10 protein-coding genes are annotated in these 15926 nt (G+C 69.8%); 5 read left to right on the top strand and 5 right to left on the bottom strand.

What is annotated here, in order from left to right; genetic code table 11:
* The first annotated feature begins 42 nt into the window (after positions 1-42).
* The 3 genes from ACFCXS_RS19490 (at position 43) to ACFCXS_RS19480 (ending at position 3358) form a co-directional block, all read left to right on the top strand.
* The gene (locus ACFCXS_RS19490; RefSeq protein WP_376644578.1) at positions 43-522 is read left to right on the top strand and encodes an NUDIX domain-containing protein; all 480 of its coding nucleotides are present in this window, start codon (positions 43-45) and stop codon (positions 520-522) included.
* Between the two features lie 54 nt (positions 523-576).
* Positions 577-1377, top strand: coding sequence for a 3-hydroxybutyrate dehydrogenase (locus ACFCXS_RS19485; RefSeq protein ID WP_376644577.1), 801 nt, complete (start codon positions 577-579; stop codon positions 1375-1377).
* 76 nt (positions 1378-1453) lie between these two features.
* Positions 1454-3358 (top strand): helix-turn-helix domain-containing protein, encoded by a 1905-nt coding sequence (locus ACFCXS_RS19480; RefSeq protein WP_376644576.1) that lies wholly within the window; start codon positions 1454-1456, stop codon positions 3356-3358.
* Positions 3359-3408: 50 nt separating this feature from the next.
* Here ACFCXS_RS19480 and ACFCXS_RS19475 read toward each other — a convergent pair whose 3' ends face one another.
* Together ACFCXS_RS19475 and ACFCXS_RS19470 are read right to left on the bottom strand one after the other, a co-directional pair.
* Positions 3409-4800, bottom strand: a complete 1392-nt coding sequence (locus ACFCXS_RS19475) for an MFS transporter (protein ID WP_376644575.1) — start codon at positions 4798-4800, stop codon at positions 3409-3411.
* A 537-nt stretch (positions 4801-5337) separates the two neighbouring features.
* Positions 5338-5802 (bottom strand): carboxylesterase family protein, encoded by a 465-nt coding sequence (locus tag ACFCXS_RS19470; RefSeq protein ID WP_376644633.1) that lies wholly within the window; start codon positions 5800-5802, stop codon positions 5338-5340.
* Between the two features lie 291 nt (positions 5803-6093).
* Here ACFCXS_RS19470 and ACFCXS_RS19465 point away from each other — a divergent pair, with 291 nt between their 5' ends.
* Positions 6094-8403 (top strand): GDSL-type esterase/lipase family protein, encoded by a 2310-nt coding sequence (locus tag ACFCXS_RS19465; protein WP_376644574.1) that lies wholly within the window; start codon positions 6094-6096, stop codon positions 8401-8403.
* 330 nt (positions 8404-8733) lie between these two features.
* Here the strand turns inward: ACFCXS_RS19465 and ACFCXS_RS19460 are convergent, their stop codons facing one another.
* Positions 8734-12093: a discoidin domain-containing protein gene (locus tag ACFCXS_RS19460; protein ID WP_376644573.1), complete on the bottom strand. Its 3360-nt coding sequence runs from the start codon at positions 12091-12093 to the stop codon at positions 8734-8736.
* Positions 12094-12446: 353 nt separating this feature from the next.
* On the opposite strand from ACFCXS_RS19460, the gene ACFCXS_RS19455 reads away from it, so the two are divergent.
* Positions 12447-13073, top strand: a complete 627-nt coding sequence (locus ACFCXS_RS19455) for a TetR/AcrR family transcriptional regulator C-terminal domain-containing protein (protein WP_376644632.1) — start codon at positions 12447-12449, stop codon at positions 13071-13073.
* A gap of 200 nt (positions 13074-13273) precedes the next feature.
* On the opposite strand, the gene ACFCXS_RS19450 is transcribed toward ACFCXS_RS19455, so the two are convergent.
* Both ACFCXS_RS19450 and ACFCXS_RS19445 read right to left on the bottom strand, forming a co-directional pair.
* A complete protein-coding gene (locus tag ACFCXS_RS19450) occupies positions 13274-14296 on the bottom strand; it encodes a LacI family DNA-binding transcriptional regulator (protein ID WP_376644572.1) in 1023 nt (340 codons plus the stop codon).
* Positions 14297-14498: 202 nt separating this feature from the next.
* Positions 14499-15638, bottom strand: a complete 1140-nt coding sequence (locus ACFCXS_RS19445) for a cellulose binding domain-containing protein (protein WP_376644571.1) — start codon at positions 15636-15638, stop codon at positions 14499-14501.
* Positions 15639-15926 lie beyond the last annotated feature (288 nt).

The following is a 15926-nucleotide window of genomic DNA, read 5'->3' as shown; positions in this document are numbered from 1 at the left end:
ATCGCGCCGGGGCGCCCCGAGCGGCCCGTTAGGGTCGACGGCATGGCTACTCCCGACTTCATCCGAACACTCCGAGCCTCGGCCGGTCACCAGCTGCTGTGGCTCCCCGGTGTCACCGCCCTCGTCTTCGACGACGAGGGCAGGGTGCTGCTCAACCGCCGTGCCGACACCCGCAAGTGGTCCGTGCTCGGCGGCATCCCCGACCCGGGGGAACAGCCCGCCGCCTGCGCGGTGCGTGAGGTCTACGAGGAGACAGCCGTACGCTGCGTGGCCGAACGGGTCGTCCTCGTCCAGGCGCTGGAGCCCGTCACCTACGACAACGGCGACACCTGCCAGTTCATGGACATCACCTTCCGGTGCCGGGCCGTCGGCGGCGAGGCGCGGGTGAACGACGACGAGTCACTGGACGTCGCCTGGTTCGACGTCGACGCACTGCCCGACCTCGACCAGTTCGGCATGCACCGGATCAAGCAGGCCCTGTCGGACGCCCCCACATGGTTCGACCCCACTGCGTCCAGCTGAACTATGGGGCGTGACCACATGGGGTGGGGCGTCGGCGCTGCCTAGGGTCGCACCATGACCGCGCCCCGCCTCCCTCTGGCTCCCCACGCCTCCCCGCTCGACCTGGGCGGCCGCACCGCGCTCGTCACCGGCGCCGCCGGCGGCATCGGCCGTGCCTGCGCGCTGCGGCTCGCGGCCGCCGGAGCCAAGGTGAGAGCCGTCGACCGGGACGCGGCCGGCCTGGCAGCCCTGGCCGACCGGGGGCACGGCCTCGCGGGCACGGTGGAGCCGCACGTCCTCGACCTCACCGACCTGGACGCCGCCGAACTCTCCGCCGCGGGCACCGACATCCTCGTCAACAACGCCGGCATCCAACTGGTGCGCCCCATTGAAGAGTTCCCGCCCGACGTCTTCCACACGGTGCTCACCGTGATGCTGGAGGCCCCCTTCCGGCTCATCCGCGGGGCCCTGCCACACATGTACGGGCAGGGGTGGGGCCGCGTCGTGAACGTGTCCTCCGTGCACGGGCTGCGCGCCTCGGCCTACAAGTCGGCCTACGTGGCGGCCAAACACGGGCTGGAGGGACTCTCCAAGACCACCGCCCTGGAAGGCGCGCCCCACGGTGTCACCTCGAACTGTGTGAATCCCGCCTATGTGCGCACCCCCCTGGTCGAGAAGCAGCTCGCCGACCAGGCACAGGCGCACGGCATCCCCGAGGAACGGGTCCTGTCCGAGGTGCTGCTGCAGGACAGCGCCGTCAAACGGCTCATCGAGCCGGAGGAGGTCGCCGAGGCCGTGGCATATCTGTGCAGCCCGCAGGCGTCCTTCGTCACCGGCACCTCGCTCGTGCTCGACGGCGGCTGGACCGCCCACTGAGCGGCCGGCCCCGTCGGCCCCGGGGAGTTGTCCACAGGGCTGACGGCGCGGCCCGGACATGGTGAATCCTGTGAGCATGTCCAGCGATCACGTGCAGTCCGCCGAGATGCCGTTCCTCGAGCTCCTGGCCCGGGGCGCGTCGGCCGACGCCTATGAGCAGCCCGAGCTGCTCGCGCGTGCCGAAGGGCGCCCGGCGGAGTGGATCGCCGCGCTCCGGCAGGCCAAGCCGCTCGCCCTGCGCGTCCGCGCCGAGCTGGAGGGGCGACGCCGGCGCGAGGCCGAGCTGTCCGCACTCTTCGAGACCGCCCACGACCTCGCCGGGCTGCGCGACCTCGACGCCGTGCTCCAGGCGATCGTGCAGCGCGCCCGCTCGCTGCTGGGCACGGACGTCGCCTACCTCAGCCTGAACGACCCGGAGCGCGGCGACACCTACATGCGGGTCACCGAGGGCTCGGTCGCGGCCCGGTTCCAGCAGCTTCGGCTCGGCATGGGGGAGGGGCTCGGCGGCCTGGTCGCACAGACGGCACGCCCCTATGTCACCGACGACTACTTCAAGGACGACCGTTTCCAGCACACCCCCACCATCGACACGGGCGTGCGGGACGAGGGGCTGGTGGCCATCCTCGGTGTGCCCCTGACACTCGGGCACCACGTCATCGGCGTGCTCTTCGCCGCCGACCGCCGAGCCCGGGTCTTCGAGCGGGAGCAGATCGCCCTGCTCGGCTCCTTCGCCGCCCTCGCCGCGGCCGCCATCGACACCGCCAACCTGCTCGCCGAGACCAGGTCGGCCCTCGCCGAACTGGAGCGGGCCAACGAGATCATCCGGGATCGCAGCGGCGTCATCGAGCGGGCCTCCGACGTGCACGACCGGCTCGCCGAACTCGTCCTGCGCGGCGGCGGCGTGCACGACGTGGCCGCCGCGGTCTCCGAGATCCTCGACGGCACGGTCGAGTTCACCGAGGCCACCGCGGCACCCGCCGGAGCCCTGGAGAAGTCCGGCGCGCAGGGACACGCCGTGCTGCACGAGAACGACTGGATCGCCGCCGTCGCCGCCGGCGGCGAACTGCTCGGTGCTCTGGTGCTGCGCGGGCACCCGGGGCTCGACCCCGTCGACCAGCGCACCCTGGAGCGTGCCGCCATGGTCACCTCCCTGCTGCTCCTGGCCCGCAGATCCGCCGCCGAGGCCGAACAGCGCGTGCGCGGTGAGCTGCTCGACGACCTGCTCGACGCCCGCGATCGCGACCCGCGCCTGCTGCGGGAACGCGCGGCCCGGCTGCACGCCGACCTCGACGCCCTCCACGTGGTCCTGGCCGCCCGGCTGGAGGGCGACGCGACCGACGCCGGCCAGGAGGCCGACGCCCGCAGACGGCTGGCAGCGGCGGCGTCCCACCTGGCCGCCACCCGGCACGGCCTGGCCGCAGCACGCGACGGGGGCACCGTCCTGCTGCTGCCTCTGAGCCCCGGTGACACCGGCACCGATCTGGCCCGCCGCGCCGCTCGGCAGCTGGGCACAGCGGTCCACGCACCGGTCACCGTCGGCGCCTCCGCACCCGCCGAGGACCTCGCGGCCCGCCCCGAGACCGTGGCCACGGCCTACGCGGAGGCCCGCCGCTGCCTCGAAGCCCTGCGCGTCCTCGGCCGCCTCGGGGACGGGGCCGCCGCCGAGGACTTCGGCTTCCTGGGACTGCTCCTGGCCGGCGACCGGGACATCCCGGGCTTCGTCGACCGCACCATCGGTGAGGTCGTCGCCTACGACCGGCGACGCGGCACGGAACTGCTGCGCACCCTCGACGCGTACTTCACCTGCGGCATGAGCCCCGCGCGCACCAAGGACGAACTGCACGTCCACGTGAACACGGTCGCCCAGCGCCTCGAGCGCGTCGGGCGCCTCCTCGGCGACGACTGGCAGAGCCCGGCCCGGGCCCTGGAGATCCAGCTCGCGCTGCGTCTGCACCGCTTGGCGGCACCGGCACAGCACTGACCCCCGTACGCGGCCTGCGTACGGGGGCCGGAGTGCACTGCTCCTGGAGGTCAGACGGTGCGGGCGTCCTCCGGAGCGGTTGCCGTCCGGTCCCCGCCCGGGCCGCTGGGAAGCGCCGCGTCGGCCAGGTCCCGGTTGCGCGTCTCCTCGGCCGCCGCCACCGCGACGACCGTGAGCACCGCGGCGGCGATGACGTACAGGGCGATCGGTGTGGAGCTGCCGTGGTCGGACAGCAGCGCGGTGGCGATGAGCGGGGCGGGCGCACCCGCCGCGACCGAGGCGAACTGGGCGCCGATCGAGGCACCGGAGTAGCGCATCCGCGTCGCGAACATCTCGGAGAAGAAGGCGGCCTGAGGCGCGTACATCGCCCCGTGCAGGATCAGCCCGACGGTGACGGCGAGGATCAGGTTGCCGAACCCGCCGGTGTCGATCAGCGAGAAGAACGGGAACATCCACAGCCCGACTCCGACCGCACCGATCAGGTACACCGGTCGGCGGCCGATCCGGTCGGACAGCGCGCCCCACGCCGGAATGACCGCGAAGTGCACGGCCGAGGCGATCAGCACCGAGTTCAGAGCGGTCTGCTTGGAGACGCCGGCCGAGGTGGTGGCGTAGACGAGGATGAACGCGGTGATGACGTAGTAGCTGATGTTCTCCGCCATGCGCGCGCCCATGGCGATCAGGACGTCGCGCCAGTGGTGCCGCAGCACGGAGACGAGCGGCAGCTTCTCGGCGTCCGCCGCGGCGTCCGCCTTGCGGGCCTCGGCCTGCGCCAACGCCTCCTTGAATACGGGCGATTCATCGACAGACAGACGAATCCACAAACCGACGATCACCAGCACGCCCGAGAGCAGGAACGGCACGCGCCAGCCCCAGCTGCCGAACGCGGCGTCCGACAGCAGGGCGGTGAGCAGCGACAGCACACCGGTGGCCAGGAGTTGCCCCGCCGGCGCGCCGGTCTGCGGCCACGACGCCCAGAAGCCGCGCCGCCGAGCGTCCCCGTGTTCCGACACCAGCAGTACGGCACCGCCCCACTCACCACCGAGCGCGAATCCCTGGACCAGCCGGAGCACGGTGAGCAGCACCGGGGCGGCCGTACCGATGGAGGCGTGCGTCGGCAGCAGTCCGATCGCGAAGGTCGCCCCGCCCATCAGCAGCAGACTCAGCACCAGCAGCTTCTTGCGCCCGAGCCGGTCGCCGTAGTGCCCGAACACCAGCGCACCCAGCGGCCGGGCGGCGAACCCGACCGCGTACGTCAGGAACGACAGCAGGGTGCCGACGAGCGGGTCGGAGTCCGGGAAGAACAGCTTGTTGAAAACGAGCGCGGCGGCGGAGCCGTAGAGGAAGAAGTCGTACCACTCGATGGTGGTGCCGATGAGGCTGGCGGCGACGATGCGCTTGAGGCTGGCGGGTGGTGGGGGAGCGGTCGCGGGGGAGGACATCGGCACCACTTCCAAGCGGTTGACGGGGACGTGTTCGTGTCGCCACACCGTAGGAATCCGCAGGTCAGGCGCACATGTGGTGGGGCAACATAGTTCGACGGTCGGCTATGCGTGCGGCCACCATGCTGGCTCGCGGAAAGGCGGTTCAGGGGATCTACGGTGGTCGAAACGAGTACCGTCCAGGACGCGTAGTTCAGGATGATTTGACGCGGGCGGCCCCGCAGAAGGCCACCGTGGGCTGGTCAGTCCTTGCTTTCCCGTGTCCAACCCAAGCGCGTTGCCGACCTGCCGGGGCGTCACCGGCCCGCGGGCCTGGTGCACGACGGCGAGGATGCGCTGGTACTCCGGCGGCAGCACCCTTGTCCACGGTGGGCGCGCGGTCCGGGACCAGCATCCCGCGTCGGCCCGTCTGCGCAGACACCGGCGCGGTCAACGTCTGTTCGGCGGCGACCTGCTCAATCATCGAGGCCGGCACTTTCGCGGGGACGGCGAGCTCGTCCCGCTCATGCACTCGACCGCCAGGCGCCGTGGCGGCCGTCAGCTGCCGATGGTCTTCCAGAAGCCACACTGGTGTTCCTGGGCGAGAACGACCGGTTGCGTCTTCCCCGGTTGCAGCGACTGGACGTGCCGGCCGGTTCCGAATCGGGGCCAGGGCGCCGCGCCGTGGCCGTTCGGGTCGCCCGTGTAGGCGAACTGGGCCCAGTAGCGCACCATCGTGTCCGCGAGTTGGTGCTGAGCGGGTGTGGCCGGACCGGGGAGCTGCTCGTCGGCGAAGAGGTACTGCAGCTCGCTGCCGTGGAACGCCCCGGTGGGGAAGTCAGGTTTCTTGAGGGCGCTGAACCAGGGAGCTTCGTCGTCGGCGAACTCGTAGGCGTAGGTCGGTACGTGCCGGTCCAGGACCCGGCCCCGGTCGAGGACCGTGCACCCCCAGGCCCAGTCGCCGATGACGGCGGACAGCGCCTCGCCCGGGGACTGGAAGCGGTCGGCGGGGTAGCGGGCCAGGACGCGGGCCGCGTCGGTCGGGGGGAAAAGTGCCCGGATCCCGATGCCCTCGTGAGGGCTCCTGACCTATTGATCGTGAGCGCCGTCACGGTGGACGGGGGACAACCGATGAGGGCGGGGGACCGTCTGACTGGCGTGAGACACACATACTTATGTCCCCGGCCGTTACGGGCGCTGTTCACGGCTGCCCTCATGATGGTCATGCTGGCGACGTCGTTGGCCGTGGTGGCCCTGACAGCGGGCCCCGCGCGTGCCGCAGGAATCGACCGTAGGACGGTTATCACCTGGAACATGCAGGGTGAGGGCCTGGCCGGTGAGGCGGGCATCAAGTGGCAACGAGTCCGTGAGTACATGACGCGGACGTCCGTCCTGTTGTTGCAGGAAGCAGGCGCGGGCCCGCCGTCCAGCTTGGTCGACGGCACAGGAGAGCGCGTCAGGTCGGTCACCCGTACGACGGTCGACGGCGACACGTACGAGAACAGCACCTGGAACCCGGAGACCGAGACGCACGAAGGCGGGCCGTACGAGGTCTACTTCCTCCAGACGGACACCAATGGGGGGACGAACGCCGGAGGCCGGGTGAACATCGCGATCGTGGTCCGCGGGGCGGCGGACCAGGTCCGGGTGGTCCAGAATCCGGTGGATGCCGGCCGGCGGGCCCTGGGCGTGCGCTTCGGACAGCACTGGTACTTCACCTTCCACGGCCTGTCCGGCGGCGGCGGTGACTCCGCGGCCATGCTCAACGAGATCGACGACCACGTCGAAGAATGGGCAAGACAGGACGGCGAGGTCTACCGGTGGGCGGTGGGAGGCGACTTCAACGTCGAGCCGGACACCCTCGTCACACGGAGGGACTTCCCCTCGGCAGCGATCTACCGCACCCACCAGCAGACGCAGAACAGCGGCCACGAACTGGACTACGTGGTCGCCGACCAGTACTTCTACGGCCTCAGGGTGAGGCGGCTGGACCAGGTCGGCTCGGACCACTGGGGCGTACAGGTGGGACCGGACCAGTCCGTGGACGAGACCCCGCCGTCCAGGCCCGTGCGGCAGCCCGTTCCCGCACGGGTCATGCCGGCGGGAGATTCCATCAGCTACGGGGTCAACAGTACCCACGGCGACGGGTACCGCGCCGAATTCGAACTGTCCACCCAGTACAAGTATGTCGCCGACGACACGGGCCTGCTCCGGAAGCGGGACGTGGACATGGTCGGCTCCCAGCGCTCGGGAAAGACCGACGGCGCCGATCACGACAACGAGGGCCACCCGGGGTACCGGATCGACCAGATCGCCCGCGTGCTGGACTGCACCGTTGAGGCGTACCGGCCCAATGTGGTCACCTTGATGGCCGGGACCAATGACATGAACCAGGATCACGAACTCGCCGGCGCCCCGGAGCGGCTCGGCGCTCTCATCGACCAGATCCTGCGCGACGCCCCGGAGGCCACGGTGTTGGTGGCCACGCTGGTCCCCTCCACCAAGCCGGGGATGCAGGCCAAGATCGACCGGTACAACGCCGAACTGCCCCGGATCGTCGAGCAGCGCCAGCGGCAGGGCGAACACGTCAGGCTGGTCAGCATGGGCGAGCTGACGACCGAGGACGTAGACGGCTCGCACCCCGATGACGAGGGCTACCGCAAGGTGGCCCAGGCCTTCGCCGAGGCGCTGCTTCGTGTCGAGGACGAGGGGTGGCTGCGGGAACCCGTCCCAGGGACCGGCTCGCGGTGCGACGACGCCGGCGCCCCGAACGTGGAAGAGGGAAGCGCGGCCGGCCCGGGCTGGCGTGCCTTGGGCGTCATCGCTCCCGGGATGACGTCTCCGCAGGGCCGCACCGAGCTCGCGGACATCGACGGTGACGGCCGCGACGACTACATACGGGTCCCCGACAACGGCCGCATGCGCGTCGCCCTGAACACCCCGGCCGAGCCCGGCAAACCGAAGTGGGTGGAAGTGGAAACCGACTTCGACATCGACAACCGCGACGAGGCTGAGAGCCTCCGCTTCGCCGATCTCACCGGAGACGGCCGAGACGACCTCGTCGAGGTCCGCCCGACCGGGAGCTCCACCGAGATTCTGATCCACTACGTGAACGAGGGTGTGCGTAGCGGCCGGGTCACGTGGAGCGGAGCAGTCCTGGCCGTCAATCCGAAGGCCGCCGGGGTGCCGCGCGAAGCCGTCCGGTTCGCCGACATCAACGGCGATCGCCGCGACGACTATCTCCGGGTCGGTGACAGCGGGGCCGTGCACGCCTACGTCAACCATCCAGCGGGGGACGGCGGGTACCGCTTCGAGGAAATCCTGAACTGGGCCCCTGGCGTCTCCTACGGTTCCCGGGACAAGCTCCGGCTCGCGGACGTCAACGGCGACGGCAAGGCCGACTACCTCATGGTCGGCTCCACCGGTGCCGTCCACGCGTACTTCAACGACGGCGGCCGGGGCGCCGGAGGGTTCACCGAGCACCGGTACTTCGTCAACGAGACCGACTACCCCGGTGAGAAGTCGACGTTCCGCGACATCAGCGGCGACGGAAAGGCCGACTACATCGTCGTCTACGACGGTGGCGCCGTCCGGTGCTGGCTCAACCGGGGCGGCAACGTGTAGGGCCCGTCACCGCGGCTGCGGTCAGGCCCGGCTCGAAGCCCGTGCCGTGATCCTGCGGGGCAGGACCGGCTACTACGGCTCCTCGGACCTGGCCTGACCGAAGGCGTGAACGAGTCGGCGCTGACCGCCGACGCGTTGTGGACACCTGGTGCGAGAGCATCCACGTCACCTGCCGCAGAAGTGGTGGGCGCCCCGCCCCGCGTCTTCACACCCGCCGGGCGCCAGGCCGTGGATGCTCGACGCCACCGCTTGGGACGGCAGCGTGAACAACCACGTCGGCGCCATGGTCTGGCTGGTCCGCTGGACCGCCGCCCGTTTCGGGATGGTCTGCTACGTGATGCGGATCTCGGTGAGCTGGAGGCGGTACTTGTCGGTCTCGTCCGAGGCGGGCCTGCCGAGCTTGGAGACCTTCAGGCGTAGACAGCGGCCGGTGGCGGAGGTGAGGGTGTACGTCTGAGCGGCTCCGTCGGGGTTGGGTTCGGCGGTGATGGTGCGGGCGGTGTAGCTGTTCGACCCGTCGGGGCGGGTCTGGATCGTGAAATCGACGGGGAAGCCCGCTGTGCCGCCGCCCGCCGCGCCGGCGTCCGTACGTGGGTGGAGGGTGACGGAGCTGATGGCCCGGTCGGCGCCGAGGTCGATCTCGAGCCACACGGGGGTGGCGCTGACATCGGCGGAGGGGAAGTCGATGCTGGTGAAGCCCTTGGTGCCGGTCACGCTGGTGAGCTTGCCGTCGAGGACGCGTGTCTTGCCCCAGTCGCCGTTCTCCAGCGTGTAGTTGGCGGTGACGGCGGTCGCGGCGGTGGGGACGGTGAGTTCGGCGAGCTGGAGGCGGTACTTGGTGGTCTCGTCCACGGGAGGGGCACCGAGCTTGGTGGCTTGCAGACGGACGTAGCGGGCGGTCGTGGTTCTGAAGCCGTACGTCTGCACGAGTCCGCCCGGGTTGGGTTCGGCGGTGATCGTGCGGGTGGTGGTGTAGGTGCTCGATCCCTCGGGGCGGGTCTGGATCGCGAAGTCGACGGGGAAGCCCGCTGTGCCGCCGCCGACCGCCGGGGTGTCGGTACGGGGAAAGAGCCGTACGGCGTCGAGGTCGGTGTCGGCACCGAGGTCGATCTCCACCCAGACGGGGCCGGCGCTGACGTCGGGGGAGGAGAAGTCGTTGCTGGTGTACCCCTTGGCACCGGCCACGCTGGTGGACTTGCCGTCCGTGAGCCGGCTGCGGCCCCAGTCGCTGTTCTCCAGGCTGTTGTTGCTGGAGACCGGCCGGCCGAGGGCGAGGTTGTCGAGGCGGCCGGCGCCCGTGACCGTGAACGTCCAGCTGCCCGGCTGGAGGGTGAAGTAGACGTACGAGGAGTCCTTGCTCGCATAGCTGAGGCCCGAGACGCTGCCGGTGGCGCCGCCGCCCGTGAAGACGGTGGTTCCGTTGGCCTTGATGACCGGGGACGAGCCGCGGTACGTCGGAACACCCACCCGCGCGCTCGTTGCACTCGGGGAGGTCAGGGTCAGAGTGACCTGGTCGCCGTCACGCGTGATGCCGAAGCGGATGTCGCCCTTGACGGTCGGCGTGACCGTGTTGATTTTCGTGAGGGTGCCGGTCTGCGGGATGACGTCGTACGTCTCCCAGCCGGGCTTGGTGGGCCGGACTCCGGCGGCGTAGGCGGACAGGGTGTACAGGGGGCCGCCGTTCCAGGCATGGTTGTCGGTACCACCCGACTTGTCCCATATCTCCCACAGGGTGTAGCAGGTGGGGTCGGCGACCTGGGCGGCGTAGCGGTTGCGCATCCGCTCCTCGGCGACAGTGGCCGCTCCCATGAGGTAGAGCGCTTCCAGGACGTAGAACTCCATGTAGGGGCTGGCGTTGAGGTGGGTGCGCAGCACCTCGGTGATCGCCCGGTGGCGGGAGACGGGCGCGAGGCCGGCGACGACGGCGAGGCCGTTGGCGCGGTCGTCGGTGTCGCCGTTGTAGCCGGGGGAGCGGTACTCGTTCCTGGAGGTGTTCCACAGGACGCTGTCGAAGTTGGCCTTGATGCTGTCGCGCCTGGCCTGCCAGGCGGCGACGTCGCCGCTGTTGCCGCTGAGGCCGGCGAGGGTGATGGCCGTGTCGAGGGCCAGGTAGTACCAGCAGTTGTCCAGGACGCGGGCGTCGATGCTGCTGCCCCAGTCCTCCCAGTCCCAGTCCCCGGCGCGATGGCTGACCAGCCCGGCCGAGTCCAGGCTCCACAGGTTCAGGTACGCCTTCACCGCGGGGTAGGCGCCGGTGACGGAGCCGGAGTCGCCCGTGTAGAGGCGGTACGTGCCGAAGGCCCATACCGAGGCGAGCATCTGGACGGGCAGTTCGGCGGTCCAGATGGTGGACGGGACCGGCGAGTAGAGCGCGCCGCCGGGCTTCTGCCAGGCGGTCAGCTGGGCAATGGCCTTGGCGCCGAGGGCGTGGGAGCGGGTGTCGAAGGTGTAGAAGCCTTCTTTGAGCTGGTTGACCACATCGCCCCACCACTGGGCGCGCTCGCGGGTGGGGCAGTCCATGTAGTTGTCGCGCATGTTGACGTACATCGTGCGCGCCGCCTTGCCCCACAGGGTGTCGAAGAACGCCTCGTTGCTGCTGAACGATCCGGCGAAGTCGGTGTCGTAGCCGGATTCCCGGTACTTCAGGTCCAGGATGGTGACGCCTGCGGGGACCGTGTACTTCACCGCCGTGCCGCTCATCCAGGCCAGCGCCTCGAACTCCTGGACCCCGCCCGCGCAGACGTAAGTGGCGCGAACGTTGTTCTCCGCCCCGGGTGTGAGGCCGGTCAGGCCATCGCCGTCGGCGTAGTGGTCGGTCCGCATGCCGATCACCGCTCCGGCCGGAGCGTCCACCTTCAGATAGGGCGTGACCTGGAGGTTCGACGGCAGGGTGGCCGTGATGGCGGTGGCGCCCTGTCCCGTGGACGGCAGTGACGACGCGTTGGCGTAGGACTTCAGGCCCGAGTACCGGAACTGAGGGACCGGCCGCCGGACGAGATCGTTCCAGGGCGCGGCTCCAGCGGCTCCGAAGTCGGTGGGGGCGCTCCACGCGCTGTCGTCGAAACCGGCCGACTCCCAGGCGGTCATGGCGGTGGCGCTGCGGGCGTCGTAGTAGACGTTCGACTCGGGCAGACGGAAGTTGACCTGGGTGCCGCTGGTGTTGTCGGAGTAGCCCGGGTGGACGATGTGCTTCCAACTGGTGTCGCTGACGAGCCGGGTGGTGGTGGAACCGGTGGTGATGTCGGACTGGAAGAGCAGACCGCCCTTGCCACTGCTGCTGTGTGAGAAGCCCTGCTTGCCGAAGTACCACACCAGCAGCGCCACCGTGTTGCGGCCGCTCGTGAGGTACGGGGCGAGGTCGATCTCGTCGTAGTAGGTGCCGGTGCGGTCGGGGCCGCGCTTGAGCTGTCCGTCGAAGACGACGAGCGTGCCGTTGACCCACAGCCAGTACTTGGAGTCCGCCGCGACCTGCGTCACCGCCTTGGACGGCGCGGAGCCCAGGGTGAACGATCTGCGGAACGCCACCCACTGGTTCGTCGAGCTGGACGGAGCCCAGATCCACTTCGCGGTCCAGGAGACGGCGGCCGACGCCACGGGAGCCAGCCCCGGGGCAAGCACCGAGCCGAGGGTGGGCGCGAGCGCCACGGCTATGGCGGAGCACAGGACGGACCGGCGCGTTGCAGAGGACATGCGGGCTCCTACTGTCGATGTGCGGTGATGTGGGGGGTGAGGGGCGTCCTGGAGACCGGGGAAGAGGAGGTGCGGAAACGCCGCCCCTGTGCCTTGAATCGTTTCATTCCTGTGTTTGCAGCGGGAATTCTTTGCCGCCCGGCGAGAAGGTGTCAAGATCCGTGCAGGCGGAATTCGGCCGTGCCGCCGTGTGCAGGGAAAACGATCAGGCGTCTCGCCCGATCGGCGACCCCTGTATCGGCTACGGCGTTACTGTTATGGTGCCGGCCGAGGAGGTGGGACGTTCCGTGGTGGACCCTGTGCCTGCGCGAGCGGACCCGGCAGCGACTCGGCGTTCTCCGGGGCGGCCGCCGGTGCCGTTGGAGCGCATCGTCGCCACAGCACTTCAGATCGTGGACGAGGAGGGCCCGGACGCTCTCTCGATGCGGACGCTGGCCCAACGTCTGGGCTCGGGCACGGCGACGCTGTACCGGCACTTCGACAACCGGGCAGCGCTGGTCGCCCACGTCGTGGACCGCATGTTCGCCAGCGCGGAGCTGAACGACGACGAACTCGCCGCTCCGGGCTGGGAGCAGGCGCTGCGAACGGTCGCGCACACCATGTTCGACGCCTTGGCCCGGCACCGGAACGCGGCACGCCTGCTGGTCGAGCAGATTCCCCTGGGACCCAACGCCATGGCGCTGCGGGAGCGCTGCGTCGCAGTGTTGCTCGACTGTGGCTTCCCGCCGCGAGTCGCCGCGTACGCGTTCGCGACGCTGGCCCGCTACGTCCTCGGGTTCGCCGTACAGGTCAACGGGCACGGCGGCGCAGGACGGCCCGACGACGCACAGCCGGCGGCCGTCTTTCAGGGCGTGGATCCGGACCTGTTCCCGGCCACCGTCGCCGTTGCCGGGGTGTTGCCCCTTCCCATCGAGGACGAGTTCTCCTTCGGCCTCGAGCTTCTTCTCAGCGGGCTTGCCCACCTGCGCGACGAGGCATGACAGGGCAGCGCGATCACCCAGGCGAACTCTGCGAACGGATCGCTCCTTCGGGCAGATCCCGCTCCACGGTCAGCGGCAGCTCCACAGAAATGAGCAGGATGTGCCGGCCGAACACCGGGCACACATCGCCCACCGGTGAGGCGTGTACGGGGAGCGCCGTACACGCCTCTTGCCGCCGCTCTCGATCGGGCTCCTCGACATCAAGCCGAATCACGGACCTGCAGCTGCGTACGGAGGATGACGTGGCGGTAGGCCATCGACGGCTCTTCCATGTCCTCCAGGAGCAGCCGGATCATGGCCCGGCCCATCTCCTCCAGCGGCTGACGCACGGTGGTCAGGGGCGGATCGGTGCGCTGAGCCAGGGGAAAGTCGTCGAACCCGATCACGGCGACATCCTCCGGCACGCGCCGTCCCGCCGCACGCAGTGCTTGCAGAGCCCCCGCCGCCGTGGTGTCCGACGCGGCGAGAACGCCGTCGATCTCCGGGTGCCGTTCGAGCAGTTCCGCCATGGCGCGGCGCCCGCTGTCCTCAGTGAAGTCGCTCTCGGCTACCAAGGACTCCTCGTACCCCGAGCCGGCCAGCGACAGAGCATCCTGGTAGCCGCGCAGCCGGCACTGGGCGACGTGCATGTCCAGCGGCCCCGTGATGGTGGCGATCGCTCGGCGATTCCGTGCCAGCAGGTGGGAGACGGCACTGCGGGCACCGCCCACGTTGTCCGCGTCGACGTAACTGACGTATTCGTCGCCCGAGCGGCGCCCCAGCATCACGGTCGGCAGCCGTGCCTCGGCGAGCATGTCCGGCAGTCGGTCCCCCGCATGCACGGACAACAGGAGAACTCCGTCGACCCTGCCGCCCCGCGCGTACTCCAGGAAGCGTTTCCGCTCGGTGTCCGAGCGGACCAGGGTCAGCATCAGTTGCATCCCGGTGTCCGCCAGCGCGTCCCCGAGCGAGCGGACGATCTCCGAGAAGAACGGTTCGGCGAACACGCGCCAGTCGGGCTCCGTCAAAACGAGAGCGACGGCATCGGTTCGCTGCCCGGCCAGGGAACGCGCCGCGAGATTGGGAACGTATCCCAGCTCCTGGATGGCTCGTTGCACCGCTTCGCGCGTCGACTCCTTCACTCCGGCCGCGTTGTTGATGACGCGGGAAACCGTGCCACGCCCCACCCCGGCGTGAGCTGCCACCTCTTCCAGCGTCGGCGTACCGGGGCGTCGCCTGCCCATGACCACCTCCCCCACGAGATCATCCGATCTTACGGGGCGACGGAACGGGGCACACGGCTTCCGGGCGCGACCTGTGCTTTGTCGGCCACGAGGAGGAAGGACCCGCGCTCCGAGAGGATGGGGTCACCCAGCGCCGGACGTGTGGAGGTGACGGAGAGCGCGAGCGTGGATGAGGGGTGCGGGTGGATGGGTCCTGATCACGTCATGCGGTGGTGCAGGAAGTGCCGTTCAGGCTGAAGGCGGCCGGCTTGGCGAAGCCGCCGTTGTAGGACGCCTGGAAGCCGAAGGAGACCTGGCCGCCGGGCGCAAGAAGCGCGTTGTGTGCCAGGTTGCCGGCCGTCACCGCTCCCGACGACGGAGAGATCCCGGTGTTCCACGCGCTCGTGATCGTCTGCCCCGCGGGCAGCGTGAACGCGAGATTCCAGCCGTTGACCGGCGATGAACTCGTGTTGGTCAAGGTGACATCGGCGGTGTAGCCGCCCTGCCACACGTTGGTGCCGTAGGCCACCTTGCAGGCCGCTGGTCCGCTGGGAGTGCCGGGGCCGCCGGGGGTTCCGCCACCGAGGTTGACGGTTGAGGAGAACGAGGTCACGGCCAGTCCCGCACCGTTCCGCCAAGGCTCGAAGCCTGCCTGAACGCTTGTCAGGTACCAGTCGTTCTGGGCGAGTCCGCGGGAGACGGCCTGCCGGACGAAGTCCATGGCGTCAAAACTCCAGCTGTCGATCGCCGACGGCGCGACGAAGGACAGCACGTCGTTGGAGCCGTTGCTGCCCGACCACACCTGCCAGGTGCGTCCGCCCACGCTCGCAGTGCCGACCTGGGAGCCGATGGGCTGGATCGGGCCCACCTTGTTGAGCCAGATCATGATCTCGGTCCGGTTCACGCCATCGGTGCGGGGCGTCGGGTCCAGCCAGATGTCGTACGAGGCGTTGTACGCGGCATCGCCGCCCACGTAGCTGTAGGAGATGCTCGTGGGAGCGCCGGCGATGGAGCTCAGCCGCGCCGGGAGCTTCGTGCCGGGGGAGCAGTTGGTGTAGTGGCAGCCGTTGTACACGGACGGGTAGGACTTCGGGGCGCCGTTCGTGGGGACCGAACCGTCGGCTTGCGCGACCCTGAAGCCCGAGTCCGTGACGGTGACGCACTGGGGCTGGCTCGTCCCCCAGCGGTTGTTCTGCACGACGTAACGGCCCTGGATGGTCGTGGAGCCGAATGGCTCGCAGATCGTGGTGTCGGCGTGCGACGTCGAAGCGCCGGTGAGAAGCGCTGCCAACGCGACGAGTGACGTGAGCAGCGCACCGGACAGGGCGCGCACCCTGCGGACTTGGTGACGTGACGGTTGCATGCGGCTCCTCCGCGGTGGATGTGGGGGAGAAGCGCACCCATGAATGGGAGCGCTCCCAGTTTCTTCTGGACGGGGACTGTAAGAGAGGATCATGTGCCTGACAAGACGGTGGAGGTGCGCCTCTCGAGCGAGCCCCGAAACCGCAGGTCGTTCGAGAGGAGGGCGACTCGATGGCCTCCCGGTGCTCGCCCTCGCGCCGCAACGCGTTGTTCTGGCCGGGTCTCATCCATGCCGCCCTGCCGATGAGATCTGATGTCTGCTGTTGCGAAGGCGTACCGGGGCACAAGC

Source organism: Streptomyces sp. NPDC056373, from assembly GCF_042262425.1.
Taxonomy (GTDB): Bacteria; Actinomycetota; Actinomycetes; order Streptomycetales; family Streptomycetaceae; genus Streptomyces.
This window is presented reverse-complemented; position numbering and strand designations above follow the sequence as displayed.

Excerpts from the sequence above, each read along its gene's own strand:
- ACFCXS_RS19460 (WP_376644573.1), bottom strand. The coding sequence starts at position 12,093 with ATGTCCTCTGCAACGCGCCGGTCCGTCCTGTGCTCCGCCATAGCCGTG.
- ACFCXS_RS19485 (WP_376644577.1), top strand. The coding sequence starts at position 577 with ATGACCGCGCCCCGCCTCCCTCTGGCTCCCCACGCCTCCCCGCTCGAC.
- ACFCXS_RS19480 (WP_376644576.1), top strand. The coding sequence starts at position 1,454 with ATGTCCAGCGATCACGTGCAGTCCGCCGAGATGCCGTTCCTCGAGCTC.
- ACFCXS_RS19475 (WP_376644575.1), bottom strand. The coding sequence starts at position 4,800 with ATGTCCTCCCCCGCGACCGCTCCCCCACCACCCGCCAGCCTCAAGCGC.
- ACFCXS_RS19445 (WP_376644571.1), bottom strand. The coding sequence starts at position 15,638 with ATGCAACCGTCACGTCACCAAGTCCGCAGGGTGCGCGCCCTGTCCGGT.
- ACFCXS_RS19465 (WP_376644574.1), top strand. The coding sequence starts at position 6,094 with ATGCAGGGTGAGGGCCTGGCCGGTGAGGCGGGCATCAAGTGGCAACGA.
- ACFCXS_RS19490 (WP_376644578.1), top strand. The coding sequence starts at position 43 with ATGGCTACTCCCGACTTCATCCGAACACTCCGAGCCTCGGCCGGTCAC.
- ACFCXS_RS19450 (WP_376644572.1), bottom strand. The coding sequence starts at position 14,296 with ATGGGCAGGCGACGCCCCGGTACGCCGACGCTGGAAGAGGTGGCAGCT.